This window comes from Roseateles sp. P5_B10 (assembly GCF_056400485.1).
Genome location: NZ_JBFULE010000059.1, coordinates 1 through 15,732, shown reverse-complemented (window position 1 = coordinate 15,732; position 15,732 = coordinate 1). Strand labels below are relative to the sequence as shown.

Here is a 15,732-nt window from a genome sequence, read left to right as displayed (position 1 = left end):
GCCAAGAGACAAACCGCCCGATCGGGCGGCGGCTGAAGCAAATTCTCGGAGCGCGCGAAATTCAGACCGGCTTGGGAAAACCCCTAGCCATTCTTCAAATGCAGCTGATGCAGGGCCGTTTTGGAGCGCAAGTCATTGATCGCAATGAGATTTATCGCGCCCCCCAAGCATGCGCGGGTGTGGCTGGAATGCTGCAGTTTGCCAACCAGCAATCCATCTTCACGTTCCGCCATGGTTCGGCAGCATGTGAAGATCAAATGTGACCATCTATCTCTTTATTTGATCAGATATGACGTTAAGAGATATGTTTTGAATCACAAGTTGCCAACTGAGTCGAAAGATTCTTGAACTCGTGTTCCAGGTCGCAAAAATAGTTTGCTTGGTTTTCAGCAAAACTTGCTGTCGCCTGCCTGTCGTGGCGGCTGAGATGTTTCATCGGCCCAGGCGCCGTGACAACAGCGCTGCAGCATCCCGCAACGCGGCGGCCAGCGGTGCTTGAAGACTGATGTCCAAGCCGGCAGTGGGCCCGATGGCTGTCAAGGCCAACACCAGGCGCCCGGAGGCGTCGAAGACGGGTGCGGCCGCAGCGCTGACCCCGGCGACGACGCTGTCCCGCGACGTGGCCAGGCCCGCCGCGCGCACGGCGGCGATGACCGCCTCTTCCGGCAGGGTCTGCGCCAGCGCCGCCGCTTCCTCAGTGCGATAGGCCGCGAACAGGCGCCCCGACGCCGTGCCCGCCAGGCTCATCACCGTGCCATGGCGCATGCTGATGTGCACGGGCGTCGGCCCCTCGGCCACGCGCACGATGGTGGGGCCGTGTGTGCCCCAGACGGCAATGGCGACCGTGTGGCCGATCTTTTGGGCCAGTTCCTCGATGACAGGCGTGGCCAGCCTCACGGGGTCGTACTGCTGCAGGCTGATGAGGCCGAGCTGCAGTGCCAGCGGCCCGAGGCCATAGGGCCCGCTGCCGCCCTCCTGTTCCACGAGGCCGAGCTTGATGAAGCTGACGAGGTAGGGATGGGCCTTGGCCGGCGTCATGCCAGCCTCTCGGGCCAGGTCCTTCAATGCCATGGGTCTGCCGCGGTGGGCCAGTGCCAGCAGCAATTGACCACCCACTTCGATGCTCTGGATGCCTCGCGGGGCCTTGGGCTCAACCATGCTGAAAATTCTATATTGGTGAATTGATTTGTAATAGGATAAATTTCGGCTTCGATGTTGGAGACCCGCATGACGACCAAAGCCTTTGCCTCGCAAGCCGACCTGGAAGAGAAAAAGGTCACCTTCGAACGCCTGTCCGAGCACGCCTGGGCCTACACCGCCGAGGGTGACCCCAACACCGGCATCGTCATCGGCCGCGATGCGGTCATGGTGGTGGACACCCAGGCCACGCCCGTCATGGCGGCCGACGTGATCCGTCGCATCCGCGAAGTGACGGCCGCACCGATCAAGTACGTGCTGCTCAGCCACTACCACGCGGTGCGCGTGCTGGGCGCGTCGGCCTTCAAGGCCGAGGGCCTGGAGCAGGTCATTGCCAGCGACGCGACGCTGGCGCTCATCAAGGAGCGCGGCGAGCAGGACAAGGCCAGCGAGATCGGCCGCTTCCCGCGGCTGTTCCGCAACGTCGAGTCCGTGCCGGCAGGGCTGACCTGGCCGACGCTGACGTTCAGCGGCCGGCTCACGCTGGACCTGGGCGGCGTCAAGGTCGAGATGTTCTCGCCCGGCCGCGGCCACACGGCGGGCGACACGGTGGCCTGGCTGCCCGAGGAGCGGGCGCTGTTCAGCGGCGATCTCGTCGAATTCGACGCGACGCCTTACTGCGGCGACGCGCACTTTGCCGACTGGCCGGCAACGCTGGATGCCATCGCCGCGCTCAACGCCAACACCCTCGTGCCAGGGCGTGGACCGGCGTTGAAAGGTGCCGAGCAGGTTGCTGCAGGCTTGTCCGGCACGCGCGCTTTCGTCAGTGAGCTGTTCGCAGCCGTGCAAGCGGGCGTGAATGCCAACGAGGAATTGAAGGCGGTGTACCAGCGCACCCTGGCCGCGCTGCGGCCCAGGTACGGCCATTGGGTCATCTTCGACCACTGCATGCCCTTCGACGTGACCCGCGCCTACGACGAGGCCGGTGGCACATCGCATCCGCGCATCTGGACCGCCGAGCGCGACGTGGAAATGTGGAAGGCCTTGGAAGGGGCCTGACGCGGTATGGATCTGCCGCAGTACCCGTATCACCAGAGTTTGGAGCAGCGCAGCGCCCAGCCGCAGCGCCGCCCGGTCGTTATCGTCGGCGCCGGACCTGTCGGCCTGACGCTGGCGCTCGATCTCGCCAGGCGCGATGTGCCCGTCGTCGTCATCGACGACAGCGACCGCATCGGTGAGGGCTCGCGCGCCGTCTGCTGGGCCAAGAAGACGCTGGAGGTGTTCGACCGTCTCGGCATCGGGGAGGCCATCGCGCGCGAAGGCGTGCGCTGGCAGCGCGGCCGCGTCTTCCACGGCGAGCGCGAGGCGTATGCCTTCGACCTGCTGCCACAGAGCCATCACAAGATGCCGGCGATGGTGAACCTGCAACAGGACGTGGTCGAGGCCAAGCTCGTGCGCGCGGTACAACTGGATGGGCGGATCGAGCTGCGTGGCAAGCATGAGTTGATCGGGCTGGAGCAGGACGAGGCCGGTGTCACGCTGAATGTGCGCACGCCCGACGGCCTGTTCGACATGCGGGCCGACTGGGTCGTTGGCTGCGACGGCGCGCGCAGCCCCACGCGCACGCTGCTGGGCTTGGGCTTTCAAGGACAGGTGTTCGAGGACCGTTTCCTGATCGCCGACGTGCGCCTCGCCCCCGGCGTGCAGCCGCGTGGGCTGGACCCCGCCAAGCCCGAGCGCTGGTTCTGGTTCGATCCGCCTTTCCACCGCGGCCAGTCCGTGCTGCTGCATGCGCAGGCTGATGGCTTGTGGCGCATCGACTTCCAGCTCGGCCGCGATGCGAATGTTGAGGCGGAGCGCGAAACCGAGCGCATCAAGGCTCGCGTTGCCGCCATGCTGGGCACCGACGGTTTCGAGCTGGCTTGGTCATCGATCTACCAATTCTGTTGCCGCCGCGCCGAGCGCTTCCGTGTGGGCCGTGTGCTGCTGGCCGGCGACGCGGCCCACCAGGTCTCTCCCTTTGGCGCGCGCGGCGCCAACAGCGGTGTGCAGGACGCCKACAACCTGGGCTGGAAGCTGGCCGCCGTGCTGAAGGGCGAAGGGGGCGACATGCTGCTGGACGCCTATGAGTTCGAGCGCATCGAGGCGGCGGACGACAACATCGGCCACTCCACGCGCGCGACCGACTTCATCAGCCCCAAGAGCGCGCTCAGCTTGCGGCTGCGCAAGGCGGCGCTGGACCTGGCCGCACGCACCGACTTCGCCAAACCCTTGGTCAACAGCGGCCGTCTGTCCGCGCCGACCGAGCATGTCGACTCGCCGCTGAGCACGCCGGACACCGAGGCCTGGGCGGGTGGCCCTGCACCGGGTTGCCCGGCGCCGGACGCACCGTTGGACGAGGGCTGGCTCAGCGAACTGTTCGGCTCGGAGTTCGTGCTGCTGGCCTTCGGCTGGCCGGTGCCAGCGGCCGGTGTGCGTGTGGTCACGCTGCCGGCTGAGGGCGTTGCGGCCACGCGCTACGGCGCACGGCCCGGCAGCGTTCATCTGATCCGTCCCGACGCCATCGTGGCTGCGCGCTGGCACCGCTTCGATGCCGACGTGCTGCGCGCCGCGCTGGCCCGAGCTCAAGGGAAGCCCGATGCATAAATTGACACTGACCCCAAATTTCGGGGGCGAGGCGGATGTTTTCTACGCCGAGCTCATTGCCGCCCAGGCCGGCCTCACCGACGCCGCCGCGGCCGACTGGCTGGCGCGGCTTGCGTTGATCCTGTGCAACCACATTGGCGACCGTGAGGTGCTTCGGCAAGCCTTCGCGTTGGCGCACGAACACCATGACTGAACTGAGCTCCATGAAGTACCTGACGGGCTTTGGCAACCAGCACACCAGCGAAGCCGTGCCCGGCGCACTGCCCATCGGCCGCAACAGCCCGCAGCGCGCGCCGCACGGGCTGTATGCCGAGCTGCTGTCCGGCAGCGCCTTCACCGCACCGCGGGCCGACAACCAGCGCACCTGGATGTACCGTCGCCGGCCGTCGGTCGTCGTCGGGGGCTACGAGGCGTTGTCGCAGGCGCTCTGGAAAAGCGGTGCGGCGGAGGGCGAATGCGCCTCGCCCGATCCGTTGCGCTGGGGGCCGACGCCCATGCAAGGCGACGGCGACTTCGTCGACGGCCTGCGCAGCTATGCCGTCAACGGCGAGGTCGGCATGACGGGCATGGGTGCCCACGCCTATGTCGCCACGCGCTCCATGGGTCGCCGCGCCCTGGTGAACGCCRATGCCGAGATGCTGCTCGTGCCGCAGCAAGGCCGCCTGCTGGTGACCACCGAACTGGGCCGGCTGGAAGTGGTACCCGGCTCCATCGCGCTGCTGCCGCGCGGCATGGCCTTCAAGGTCGACCCGCTCGACGTGCCCGCCCGCGGCTATGTCTGCGAGAACTTCGGCGCGGCGATGCGGCTGCCCGAACTCGGCCCCATCGGCTCCAACGGCCTCGCCAACGCGCGGGACTTCGAGGCGCCGGTGGCCTGGCATGAGCTGGAGGAGGGCGAATACGAGATCGTCAAGCGCTACGGCGGCAAGCTCTGGCGCGCGAAGCAGGCGCACAGCCCCTTCAACGTCGTGGCCTGGCACGGCAACCTCACTCCCTATCGGTACGACACGTCGCGCTTCATGACGATCAACACCGTCAGCTTCGACCACCCGGACCCCAGCATCTTCACGGTGCTGACCAGCCCCAGCGACACGCCCGGCTGGGCCAATGTCGATTTCGTCATCTTCCCGCCGCGCTGGATGGTGGCCGAGGACACGTTCAGGCCCCCCTGGTACCACCGCAATGTGATGAGCGAGTTCATGGGCCTGGTGCTGGGCCAGTACGACGCCAAGCCCGAGGGCTTCAAGCCCGGTGGCGCCAGCCTGCACAACAGCTATGTGCCGCACGGCCCCGACACCGAGGCCTTCGACAAGGCCAGCGGCGCCGRCTTGAAGCCGCACAAGCTGGACGCCACATTGGCCTTCATGTTCGAGACGCGCTGGCCATTGAAGCCCACGAGCTGGGCGCTACGTGACGCGCCGCTGGAGGCGACCTACGCCAACTGCTGGCAAGGTCTGAAAGACGAGTTCAAAGCATGATTGATCACACGCACGACCAAGCCGCTCTCTCCTGGGTCGCCTCGGCCAACGACCCGGCCACCGACTTCCCGCTGCAGAACCTGCCGTTCTGCTCTTTCCGCCGCACCGGCACGTTGGAGCCCTGGCGTGTGGGCGTCGGCATCGGCGACCAGATCCTCGACCTGACCGGCTGGGGCATCACCGATCTCAACGCCCTGATGGCTCGACCCAGCGGCGAGCGCCGCGCGCTTCGCCATCGCCTGTTTGATACCTTGAAGGCCGGCTCGCCTGAACTCGAACTCGTGCCGCAGCCCGAGGCCGAGTACACGTTGCCCTGCCGCATCGGCGACTACACCGATTTCTACACCGGCATCCACCACGCCCGTGCCATCGGCAAGCTGTTCCGCCCGGACAACCCGTTGTTGCCCAACTACCAGTGGGTGCCCATCGGCTATCACGGCCGCAGCTCCTCCATCGTCGTCAGCGGCACGCCGCTGCGCCGGCCCAAGGGCCAGGTCAAGCCACCGGACGCCGAGGTGCCCGTCTTCAAGCCCAGCGCGCGCGTCGACTGCGAACTGGAGCTGGGCCTTTTCGTCGGGCCCGGCAACGCACTGGGCGAACCTTTCGGCATCGATGAAGCGGACGAGCACGCCTTCGGCCTCACGCTGCTCAACGACTGGTCGGCCCGCGACATCCAGCCCTGGGAGTACCAGCCGCTCGGGCCCTTCCTGGCCAAGAACTTCGGCACGACGATCTCGCCGTGGATCGTGACGATGGAGGCGTTGGCGCCCTTCCGCATCCCATTCACGCGGCCCGACGGCGACCCGCAGCCGCTGCCCTATCTCGACTCGCCGGCGCATCGCGCGAACGCGAGCTTCGATATCGAGCTGGAGGTCTGGTTCAAGACACCGGCCATGAGCGAGGCGACACGGCTGTCACGCTCCAACCTGCGCCACGCCTACTGGTCGCTGGCGCAGATGTTGACCCACCATGCGAGCAATGGCTGCAACCTGCAGCCGGGTGATCTGCTGGGCACTGGCACCATCAGCGGGCCTGCGCCGGAAGAGGCTGGCTCGTTGCTGGAGTTGACTGCAGGTGGCAAGCAGCCGATCACGCTGCCCAATGGCGAGACACGCACCTTCGTGCTCGACGGCGACACTCTCGGCCTGCGCGCCTTTGCGGAAAAACCCGGATACCGGCGCATCGGTTTCGGCGCCTGCGACGGGCAAATCACGGCCGCGACCTGACCCTGTCTTGCGCCAACGTAACGTCGGCGCAATGAAGTCCAACAAAGCGCAACGCCTTGCTCCAGGTGTGAGCGCCGCCGCTAGATTGCGGGCACTGGCCAGGGTCTGACGACAAGAGACAACGCAGCCCTGGCCTTCTGAGTTGAGCCCCACCCGATGGCACATCCGCCATGGGCGAGGCCCCTTGTTGTCCAACAAAACTCGTTGCCCAGGAGCACCTACGTGGCCAAGCCTCACTTCAAGCCCCTTCTCTTGCCCCGACTCATCGGCCTGGCACTCGGCGCGACAGCGCTTGGCGCCATGGCCCAGGACGCCGCCCAGCAGCTCGACACCGTCGAGATCCGCGGCGTGCGGGCCACGCTGAAGAAGAACCTCGCCGAGAAGCGCGAGTCGCAGAACATCGTCGACTCCATCAGCGCCGAGGACGTCGGCAAGTTCCCCGACAAGAACGTGGCCGACTCGCTGCAGCGCGTGCCCGGCATCTCGGTGGACCGCATCTGGGGCGAGGGCAAGGCCATCTTCGTGCGCGGCACGGACAAGAACCTCAACATGACGCAGCTCAACGGCCAGGCTGTCGCGTCGTCGGAGTGGTGGCTGAACGAGCCGCAGACGCGCAGCTTCAACTACGACGTGCTGCCGTCGGAGATCGTCGGTAGCCTGGATGTGTTCAAGAGCCCGTCGGCCGACCTGGATGAAGGCAGCATCGGCGGCCTCGTCATCGTCAAGACCCGCAAGCCGCTGGCCTTCAAGGACCAGCTCACGCTGCAGGCCTCCGCCGAGGCCATGTACAGCAAGCTGCCCGGCAAGACCGACCCGCAGGTGTCGGGCCTGTTGAACTGGAAGAGCGACGACAAGACCTTCGGCGTGTTGCTGGCCATCAGCAGCCAGAAGCGCCACATGCGCCGCGACGGCCTGGAGCAGTTCTCCGACGGCAAGTACGACGTGAAGGACCAAAACGGTGCTGTCACCAACGCCTATGCCTCCTGGGGTGGTGGCTCGGCCATCTTCCGCCAGGAGCGCGAACGCACGACGACCAACCTCGCGCTGCAGTTTCAGCCCAACCCGGCCACTGACATCGTCCTGAATCTGATGGATTCGGACATGAAGATGAACAACAACAACCAGAACTACCTCTGGCAGGCCGGCGGCCTGGCGGTGGGCGGCGTCATCAGCGCTGTCGACCCGAAGTTCATCACCGTGGCCGATGGCAGCAAGGCGCTGGTTGGCGGCACGGTCGGTCCCAAGACCGGCGTGTCCTTCGAGCCCATCTATCGCGAGAGCTACATCAAGAGCCGCGTGGCGGACCTGGACGGTACTTACCAAGGCGGCAACTGGCAGCTGCACGGCCAGGTCGGCACCACCAACAGCTCGGGCGGCAGCTCGCATGACCGCCACTTCTGGATGGAGGGCGACACGCGCACGACGATCTCGCTCGGGCCGGATCACTACGGCGTGAAGTACCTCGACATCAACCCGCTCGACCCCAAGGTTTTGACGCTCAAGGCCGGCGACGATCGCATCCGCCGCATGGAGGCCAAGGAGAACTACGCCCAGGGCGACGTGACCTTCGATCTCGACAGTGGCGTCATCAAGGCCGTGAAGCTGGGACTCAAGCTGCGCGACAACACGCTGAAGAACACCCGCATCCAGGGCACCGCCGGCCCAGGCTCCACGGGCTGGCAATCGTTCAGCCTGTCTGACCTGTCCACCGGCCCCTCGCCGCTGCTGAGCCAGGCGGCGGCCACGTCCGACGCGCTGACCCAATACGCCTGGTATGACGACGCGCTGGTTGCGAGCAAGGGCATCCCGATGTTCGACAAGGCCATGACGTACAAGGACGTGCTCAACGAGAACTACCAGATCAAGGAGCGCATCAGCGCCGTCTACGCCAAGGCCGACTATGCGATGGGGCAGTTGCGCGGTGATTTCGGCCTGCGCTTCGTGCGCACGCAGCAGACCTCTGACGGCTACCTCGGCAACGCCAGCGGCGGCTTCTCGCCCACCAGCGTCGGCAACAACTACACCGATGCGCTGCCCAGCCTGAACGTCGTCTACGACCTCAGCAAGCAGCTCATCCTGCGCGGTTCGGTCTCGCGCGCCATGGCCCGCCAGACCTTCGACCTGCTCAGCCCAGGCATGCGTCGCGACGGCACCGTGCTGTCCAAGGGCTATGCCGGCAACCCGCTGCTCAAGCCGGTGCACGCCAACCAGGCCGAGATCGGCGCCGAGTGGTACTACGCCGATGCGGCGCTGATCTCGGGCACCTTCTTCATCAAGAAGCTCGACACCTTCACCTACAAGGCTTCCAAGTCCGAGCAGGTGGGCAGCGAGACCTTGACCATCGAGCGCCCCTACAACGCCGACAACGGCGCCGACATCAAGGGCTTCGAACTGCAGTGGCAGCAGCCCTTCGGCAACACAGGTTTCGGCACCGTCGTGAACTACACCTTCACCGACGCCAAGGCCGGCGCCGTGGCCGGCCAGCCGCGCCTGAAGGTGCTGGGAAATTCGCGTGACCAGTTCAACTTCAGCGGCTACTACGAGCAGGGGCCCATCACGCTGCGCGTCTCGTACAACTACCGCTCCAAGAGCTATGGCAACGTGGAGATGGGCGGCCAGGTCGTCAACAGCGCCTACGGCCAGTGGGATGCGTCGGCCAGCTGGGACGTGACGCCGAAGATCGCGTTGTATGCGAGTGCGGTGAACCTCAACAACGAGGTCATCAAGTCCAACACGGTCGATGGCATCCCTGTCGGTGTCTACGAAAACGGCGCTCGCTACAGCGTCGGCGTGCGAGCCAAGTTCTAAGGTTCGACCTCTGTTGCGGTTCCTGGCGGCGGTGTACACCCACCGCTGCCAGCCCTTGCCTGACGCCTTCTCAAATGCACACCAAAACCCTCACACCCACGGCAGGCCAGGGCGTGCTGCTGCCGATGATCTTCATCGGGCTGATGTTCTTCATCCTCGGCTTCGTCACCTGGTTGAACGGCTCGCTGATTCCCTTCCTCAAGATCGTCTGCGAGCTGAACAACTTCCAGGCGCTGTGGGTGGCGTTTGCCTTCTACATCGCCTACACGGTCATGGCACTGCCGAGCGCGGCCATCCTGGCGCGCATCGGCTACAAGAAAGGCATGACGGCTGCATTGGGCGTCATGGCCATCGGCGCACTGGCCTTCATTCCGGCGGCGCGCTCAGGCGCCTACCCAGTCTTCCTGCTGGCGCTGTTCACGTTGGCCAGCGGCATGACCTTGATGCAGACGGCCATCAACCCCTACATCGTCTGCATCGGTTCGCGCGAGAGCGCGGCCATGCGTATCTCGATCATGGGCTTGTTCAACAAGGGCGCCGGCATCGTCGTGCCGCTGGTGTTCTCGGCGCTGATCCTGTCCGGCATGGAACGCTTCTCCGAGTCGGCGCTTGCGGCGGTCGATGCGGCGGGGCGGGAAGCGCTACGCAACGAGCTGTCGCAGCGCCTGGTCTTTCCCTATGCGGTGATGGCCGTGGGGTTGGTCATCTTCATGGCGCTCATCCACTTCTCGTCGCTGCGCGAGCCCGAGCTGGAAGCGGCTGATGCACCCACCGGTGCCGTGAAGCGCTGGGGCGTCTTCCAGCATCCGCAGGTGGTGCTCGGTGCGATGGCCTTGTTCGGCTATGTCGGTGTGGAAGTCATCGCCGGCGATACCATCGGCCTGTATGGCCGTGAACTTGGCGTGGCCCACTACGGCGTGTTGACGTCCTACACCATGGGCTTCATGGTGCTGGGCTATCTGCTCGGCGTGGCGCTGATTCCGCGCTGGATGTCACAGCGTCTGGCCCTGATCTTCTCGGCCGTCAGCGGCATCGCCTTCGTGCTCGGCGTGGCCATGTCGTCGCCGACGGAGTCGGGCATCTCGCAGGCCCTGCTGGGTTGGGCCGGCGTGCCGTCGGTCCCGAACACGGTGTTCTTCCTCGCCATGCTAGGCCTGTCCAACGCGCTGGTCTGGCCCTCGATCTGGCCGCTCGCGCTCGAAGGCCTGGGCAAGTACACGGCGGCCGGTTCGGCCCTGCTCATCATGGGCATCGCGGGCGGTGCGCTGATCCCCATGCTCTACGGCCACTTCGCCGATGTGTGGACGCCGCAGCGGGGCTACTGGGTCATGCTGCCCTGGTACGGGCTCATCCTGTTCTACGCGCTGTTCGGCAGCCGGCTCAGGAAATGGTGAGGCTGTCGTCCGGGGCTCGCCGCGGCTGCTGATGCAGCCCTCGTCGGGGGTGCGAGGGCAGGGCAGCGGACCTACGCTGTCGCGATCGCCTGCTCGGCCAAGTTGCGGATGACGTCCGTGAACGCTTGAACCGCGGTGCTGGGGGGCTCGTCTCGCAATGTGATCAGGCCGAAGTCGGGCATGCGATCGGGGAGGTCGGCGGCAATTCGCGTCAGCAGACCCCGCCGCACGTACTTGTCCACCAGCGCAGCAGGCTGCAGCGACAGCATGTGGGTGCTCTGCATCAGCTCAATCGCAAACAGGAACGACGGCGTCTCGACAATGCCCGAGGTGAGCGACAGGCCCGTGCTGCTGAAGATGTCGTCCGACACCTTGCGCAGCGCCGTGGACGTCGGATAGAGGATCCACGGCCAGCGCGAGAGTTCCAAAAGCCCCGGTGCCTGAACGCCGCGCAGCGGATGGTGAACGCCGGCAGTGATCTGCAATCCTTCGCCGGCGAGCCTTTCGTACTGGAACTGGTCGCTTTGCGATTTGTCGGTGAAACGGCCGATCATCACGTCGATCTTGCGCTCGGCCAGCCAGATGATCAGCTGGTCGCTGCTCTGTTCCAGGATCTTCAACACCAGCAACGGACGCAGGCGCTGCAGCTCGGCCACCGCCGCAATCAGCAGGTGCGCCGCCGAGCCCGAGATGGCGCCGATCGTCAAATGGCCGTGCCCACCCTGCTTCAGGGTGCTGAACTCGTCGACGAACTTGCGATGGCTGTCCAGCGCCGCGTGGGCGTAGCGCAAGGTGAACAGGCCTAGCTCATTCGGCCGCATGCCACGCGGCAGACGATCGAACAGGCGTGACTCCAGCATCTCCTCGATGTCCATGAGCACCTTGGTGGCCGCCGGCTGGGTGATGTGCATCTGTTCGGCAGTCAGCCGCAGATTGCGTGTCCGTCCCAGGATGTCGAGGAAGTGCAGATGCCTGAAACGCAGCCGGGCCAGTTGCGCCACAGCCAAGGGTTTCCCAGGGGGCTTGTCGGAACTCATCAGCATTTGGAATGGATGCTAGCTAAAAAATTCAGTGGACTGGGCTCCTGGGCTCACCTAGCCTCCAGCTCCACCAAGAACCGCCCCAGAGGGGCCGGCAGGTCGGAGCAAGGTCGCACGCTCCGAACTTCACGATCCTGGAGACATCATGCAAATCAGATCACTTGGCCTCGCCGCGGCCCTGCTCGCCGCCCTCGCCGGCCCCGCTTCGGCGCAAATCAAGGAGCACGTGTTCAAGGTCGGCATCGGCCTCAGCGACGACCATCCTCAGGCGAAGGCGCTGAAGTTCTTCGCCGAACAGCTGGCAGCCAAGAGCGGCGGCAAGCTGGTGGCGCGTGTCTTCGCCAGCGGCGCGCTGGGCAACGACATCAGCATGACGTCGGCGCTGCGGGGCGGCACCCTTGAGATGACCGTCCCCGACAGCTCGACGCTCGTGTCCCTCGTCAAGCCCTTCGGCGTGATCAACCTGCCTTTGACCTTCAACAACGAGCAGGAAGCCGATGCGGTGCTGGACGGCCCCTTTGGCCAGAAGCTGCTGGCCACGCTGCCCGAGAAAGGCCTGATTGGCCTGGGCTTCTGGGAAAACGGCTTCCGCCACGTCACCAACTCGCGCCGCCCCGTGCAGCGCGCGGACGACCTGAGCGGCCTGAAGCTTCGCGTCATCCAGAGTCCACTGTTCCTGGACACCTTCAACGCATTGGGTGCGAACGCCACGCCGATGCCCTTCACCGAGTTGTACACGGCGATGGAGCAGTCGGCGGTGGATGGCCAGGAGAACCCCGCCGCCACCATCCTGGCCAGCAAGTTCTACGAGGTGCAGAAGCACATGGTGCTGTCGCGGCACATGTACAGCGCCTGGGTGTTGCTGATGTCCAAGAAGACCTGGGACGGCCTCTCGGCGGACGAACGAAAGATCGTGCAGGACGCCGCACGCGAAGCCACGCTGTACGAGCGCAAGACCATCCGCGCGTTCTCCGAGACGGCCCTGGCCGAGCTCAAGAAGGCCGGMATGCAGATCACCGACCTGCCGGCGGCCGAGCAGGCCAAGATGCGCAGCAAGCTGCAGCCGGTGCTGGCCAAGTTCAGCAAGGAGTTCGGCGAGGACACGACGGCGGAGTTGAATGCCGAACTGGCCAAGGTGCGCAGCGGCACGGCAGCCGCCAAGTAGTTTGTTCCACAGGGAGGCGCAGCCATCCGCCTGGCGCCCTCCTTGGTTCGGCACGGCCTGCCGGCATGGCGCATCGCCACGCGCTCCGCGTCCCACCTTTCACAACATCCGAGAAGCCTGAATGACCGCGACAACGACCGCCCTGCCTGCGCGCGCCGAGGGCGTGCACCCCCTGCTGCCGCAAGACGGCCTGGCCGGCACGCTGGTGGGCCGCGTCTGGCGCGCTGGCACGCCCGGTGGCCCGTCCGTGGTGGTGCTGCGCCCGGAGGGCGTGTTCGACGTCAGCCGGCACTTCGCCACCATGAGCACCTTGCTCGAGACAGACGATCCGGCGTCGGCCGCGCGCTCGGTGACCGGCGAGTTCTTGTGCACCGTCGACGCATTGCTGGACAACAGCAAGGCCGAAGGCCGCGACCCGGCTTTGCCGTGGCTGCTGGCGCCATGCGACCTGCAAGTGGTCAAAGCCGCTGGCGTCACCTTTGCCTCGAGCTTGATCGAGCGTGTGATCGAGGAGCAGGCGCGCGGCGACGCCGGTCGTGCCCAAGCGCTGCGCAGCCAGGTCCTGGCGCTGATCGGCGACAGCCTGGCCGACATCCGCCCTGGGTCGCCTCAGGCGCAGGCGCTGAAGACGCTGCTGCAGCAGAAGAACCTGTGGTCGCAGTACCTGGAGGTCGGCATCGGGCCGGATGCCGAGGTCTTCACCAAGGCGCCGGTGCTCGCGGCCGTGGGGCATGGCCAGGACATCGGCATCCGCGCCGATTCCGCCTGGAACAACCCCGAGCCCGAGGTCGTGCTGGCTGTCAACAGCCGGGGCGTCATCGTCGGCGCAGCACTGGGCAACGACGTGAACCTGCGCGACATCGAAGGTCGCAGCGCGCTGCTGCTCGGCAAGGCCAAGGACAACAACGCCTCCTGTGCCATCGGCCCCTTCATCCGCCTGTTCGACGACCCGTTCGGCCTGAGCGAGGTGCGCCGCGAGACCGTGCACCTGCACGTGAGCGGGGACGACGGCTACGCGCTGCGCGGCATCAACACCATGGCCAAGATCAGCCGCGACCCGGTCGACCTCGTGGCCCAGACGATGGCCAGCCATCAATACCCCGACGGCTTCATGCTGTTCCTGGGCACGCTGTTCGCGCCCACCGAAGACCGTGACGAGCCCGGCAGCGGCTTCACCCACAAGCTGGGCGACGTGGTCACCATCCACAGCCACTGGCTGGGCAGCCTGCAAAACCGCGTGACGCATTGCGAGACGGCGCCGCCGTGGCGCTTCGGCCTGCGCGCCCTCATAGGCAACCTGGCTGAACGCGGCCTGCTGCAGGGGGCGCGGCTGTGACAGCCGGGCGTCTCGTGGGGAAGGCGCCTTGATCGACGTCGCCATCCAGCGGCTGTGCCGCGCCATCGACTTGGCTGTCGGCGCTGCACTCGCCGTGATGGTGGTGCTGGTGTTCGGCAACGTCGTGCTGCGCTATGCCTTCAACTCCGGCATCGCCGTCAGTGAAGAAGTCTCGCGCTGGCTGTTCGTCTGGCTGTGCTTCATGGGCGCCGTGGTGGCGATGAAGGACGGCGCACACCTGGGCACCGACATGCTCGTGTCGCGCTTGCCGGTGGCGGGCAAGAAGGCCTGCATGGTGTTGGGCCACCTGCTCATGCTGTACCTGACCTGGCTGTTCCTTCAGGGCAGTTGGCAGCAGGCTCGCATCAACCTGGACGTGGCAGCGCCGGTGACCGGCGCATCCATGGCCATCTTCTATGCGCCGGGCGTGGTCTTCTCTGTCTGCGCCGGTATCCTGCTGCTGTTGCAGCTCGCACGGCTGCTGACCGGCAACCTCGAGGAGAGCGACCTCGTGATGGTCACGGAGTCCGAAGAGCAGGCCGAGCTCGAAGCCCTGCAGGCCGAGTTGGCGCGCAGCGAACCGCAGCGTGATCAGCCACCTGCCCACGGCGCCGGCGACACACCCGGTCGCCCACATCAATGACGGTCCTCATCTTCCTCGGCAGCCTGCTCGGCGCCATGGCACTGGGCATACCCATCGCCTATGCCCTGCTGGCGAGCGGCGTCGCGTTGATGTGGCATCTGGACCTGTTCGACGCGCAGATCCTGGCGCAGAACTTCATCAACGGTGCGGACAGTTTTCCGCTGCTGGCGGTGCCGTTCTTCATGCTGGCCGGCGAGATCATGAACGTCGGCGGGCTGTCGCAGCGCATCGTCAACTTCGCGCTGGCGCTCGTGGGCCACGTCAAGGGTGGGTTGGGCTACGTCGTGATCCTCGCGGCCTGCCTGCTGTCGGCGCTGTCGGGCTCGGCGGTGGCTGACGCTGCCGCGCTGACGGCGCTGCTGCTGCCGATGATGATCAAGGCTGGGCACAAGAGGGAAGTGTCCGGCGGACTGATCGCGGCGGCGGGTGTCATCGGTCCCATCATTCCGCCGAGCATCGGCTTCGTCATTTTCGGCGTCGCCGCCAATGTGTCGATCAGCAAGCTGTTCATCGCCGGCATCGTCCCCGGCATCATGATCGGCATCGGCCTGGCGCTGACCTGGTGGTGGGTCGGCCGCAAGGAGGCGCTGGCCTTGCCTCAACGCAAGACGCGCGCCGAAGTCTGGGCCGCGGCACGCGAGTCGGTGTGGGCGCTCATGCTGCCGGTCTTCATCCTGGTGGGGCTGCGGATGGGCGTGTTCACGCCTACTGAAGCAGCGGTCGTGGCCGCGGTCTACGCGCTGTTCGTCAGCACCGTGCTGTACCGCGAGCTGAAGCTGCAGGCGCTGATGCGCATCTTCATCACGGCCGCGCGCACCACGGCGGTGGTCATGTTCCTGGTGGCTTCGGCCATGGTGTC

Annotated in this window: 14 protein-coding genes; 12 read left to right on the top strand and 2 right to left on the bottom strand. The window is 66.0% G+C overall.

Going from position 1 to position 15,732, the window contains the following annotated elements:
* Positions 1–263: hypothetical protein (locus AC1DU6_RS06640; protein ID WP_477856383.1), on the top strand; the 263-nt coding region annotated here is incomplete at its 5' end.
* Between the two features lie 169 nt (positions 264–432).
* Here the strand turns inward: AC1DU6_RS06640 and AC1DU6_RS06635 are convergent.
* Positions 433–1,158, bottom strand: a complete 726-nt coding sequence (locus AC1DU6_RS06635) for an IclR family transcriptional regulator (RefSeq protein WP_056203845.1) — start codon at positions 1,156–1,158, stop codon at positions 433–435.
* A gap of 69 nt (positions 1,159–1,227) precedes the next feature.
* Between AC1DU6_RS06635 and AC1DU6_RS06630 the strand changes: the two genes are divergently transcribed.
* From AC1DU6_RS06630 to AC1DU6_RS06600, 7 genes are all read left to right on the top strand, one after another.
* Entirely contained in the window at positions 1,228–2,196 is a 969-nt protein-coding gene (locus AC1DU6_RS06630) for an MBL fold metallo-hydrolase (protein ID WP_457322270.1), read from the top strand.
* Positions 2,197–2,202: 6 nt separating this feature from the next.
* Positions 2,203–3,783 carry an FAD-dependent oxidoreductase gene (locus tag AC1DU6_RS06625; RefSeq protein ID WP_477856382.1) on the top strand — a complete coding sequence of 527 codons (1,581 nt, stop codon included), beginning with the start codon at positions 2,203–2,205 and terminating at the stop codon, positions 3,781–3,783.
* A complete protein-coding gene (locus AC1DU6_RS06620; protein WP_056203839.1) occupies positions 3,776–3,976 on the top strand; it encodes a DUF2783 domain-containing protein in 201 nt (66 codons plus the stop codon). Before AC1DU6_RS06625 ends, AC1DU6_RS06620 begins: the two co-directional genes overlap by 8 nt.
* On the top strand, positions 3,969–5,261 hold the full coding sequence (hmgA, locus tag AC1DU6_RS06615; RefSeq protein ID WP_477856381.1) for a homogentisate 1,2-dioxygenase: 1,293 nt from the start codon (positions 3,969–3,971) through the stop codon (positions 5,259–5,261). Before AC1DU6_RS06620 ends, hmgA begins: the two co-directional genes overlap by 8 nt.
* On the top strand, positions 5,258–6,487 hold the full coding sequence (fahA, locus tag AC1DU6_RS06610) for a fumarylacetoacetase (protein ID WP_457322263.1): 1,230 nt from the start codon (positions 5,258–5,260) through the stop codon (positions 6,485–6,487). Before hmgA ends, fahA begins: the two co-directional genes overlap by 4 nt.
* A gap of 252 nt (positions 6,488–6,739) precedes the next feature.
* Positions 6,740–9,295 carry a TonB-dependent receptor gene (locus AC1DU6_RS06605; RefSeq protein WP_457390751.1) on the top strand — a complete coding sequence of 852 codons (2,556 nt, stop codon included), beginning with the start codon at positions 6,740–6,742 and terminating at the stop codon, positions 9,293–9,295.
* Positions 9,296–9,369: 74 nt separating this feature from the next.
* Positions 9,370–10,689, top strand: coding sequence for a sugar MFS transporter (locus AC1DU6_RS06600; protein WP_477856380.1), 1,320 nt, complete (start codon positions 9,370–9,372; stop codon positions 10,687–10,689).
* A 71-nt stretch (positions 10,690–10,760) separates the two neighbouring features.
* Here AC1DU6_RS06600 and AC1DU6_RS06595 read toward each other — a convergent pair whose 3' ends face one another.
* Positions 10,761–11,726: a LysR substrate-binding domain-containing protein gene (locus AC1DU6_RS06595; protein ID WP_457390754.1), complete on the bottom strand. Its 966-nt coding sequence runs from the start codon at positions 11,724–11,726 to the stop codon at positions 10,761–10,763.
* A 148-nt stretch (positions 11,727–11,874) separates the two neighbouring features.
* Here AC1DU6_RS06595 and AC1DU6_RS06590 point away from each other — a divergent pair, with 148 nt between their 5' ends.
* From AC1DU6_RS06590 to AC1DU6_RS06575, 4 genes are all read left to right on the top strand, one after another.
* Positions 11,875–12,894, top strand: a complete 1,020-nt coding sequence (locus AC1DU6_RS06590; protein WP_457322255.1) for a TRAP transporter substrate-binding protein — start codon at positions 11,875–11,877, stop codon at positions 12,892–12,894.
* A 121-nt stretch (positions 12,895–13,015) separates the two neighbouring features.
* A complete protein-coding gene (locus tag AC1DU6_RS06585; protein ID WP_457322254.1) occupies positions 13,016–14,230 on the top strand; it encodes a fumarylacetoacetate hydrolase family protein in 1,215 nt (404 codons plus the stop codon).
* A gap of 28 nt (positions 14,231–14,258) precedes the next feature.
* Complete coding sequence (locus AC1DU6_RS06580; protein WP_457322252.1) at positions 14,259–14,873, top strand: TRAP transporter small permease; 615 nt, start codon at positions 14,259–14,261, stop codon at positions 14,871–14,873.
* Positions 14,870–15,732 (top strand): TRAP transporter large permease subunit (locus AC1DU6_RS06575; RefSeq protein WP_477856379.1); only part of this gene is annotated, 863 nt, incomplete at its 3' end. The genes AC1DU6_RS06580 and AC1DU6_RS06575, both read left to right, overlap by 4 nt.

Coding starts and splice junctions, on each gene's coding strand:
- AC1DU6_RS06635 (WP_056203845.1), bottom strand. CDS start 1,158: ATGGTTGAGCCCAAGGCCCCGCGAGGCATCCAGAGCATCGAAGTGGGT.
- AC1DU6_RS06630 (WP_457322270.1), top strand. CDS start 1,228: ATGACGACCAAAGCCTTTGCCTCGCAAGCCGACCTGGAAGAGAAAAAG.
- AC1DU6_RS06620 (WP_056203839.1), top strand. CDS start 3,776: ATGCATAAATTGACACTGACCCCAAATTTCGGGGGCGAGGCGGATGTT.
- fahA (WP_457322263.1), top strand. CDS start 5,258: ATGATTGATCACACGCACGACCAAGCCGCTCTCTCCTGGGTCGCCTCG.
- AC1DU6_RS06600 (WP_477856380.1), top strand. CDS start 9,370: ATGCACACCAAAACCCTCACACCCACGGCAGGCCAGGGCGTGCTGCTG.
- AC1DU6_RS06595 (WP_457390754.1), bottom strand. CDS start 11,726: ATGAGTTCCGACAAGCCCCCTGGGAAACCCTTGGCTGTGGCGCAACTG.
- AC1DU6_RS06585 (WP_457322254.1), top strand. CDS start 13,016: ATGACCGCGACAACGACCGCCCTGCCTGCGCGCGCCGAGGGCGTGCAC.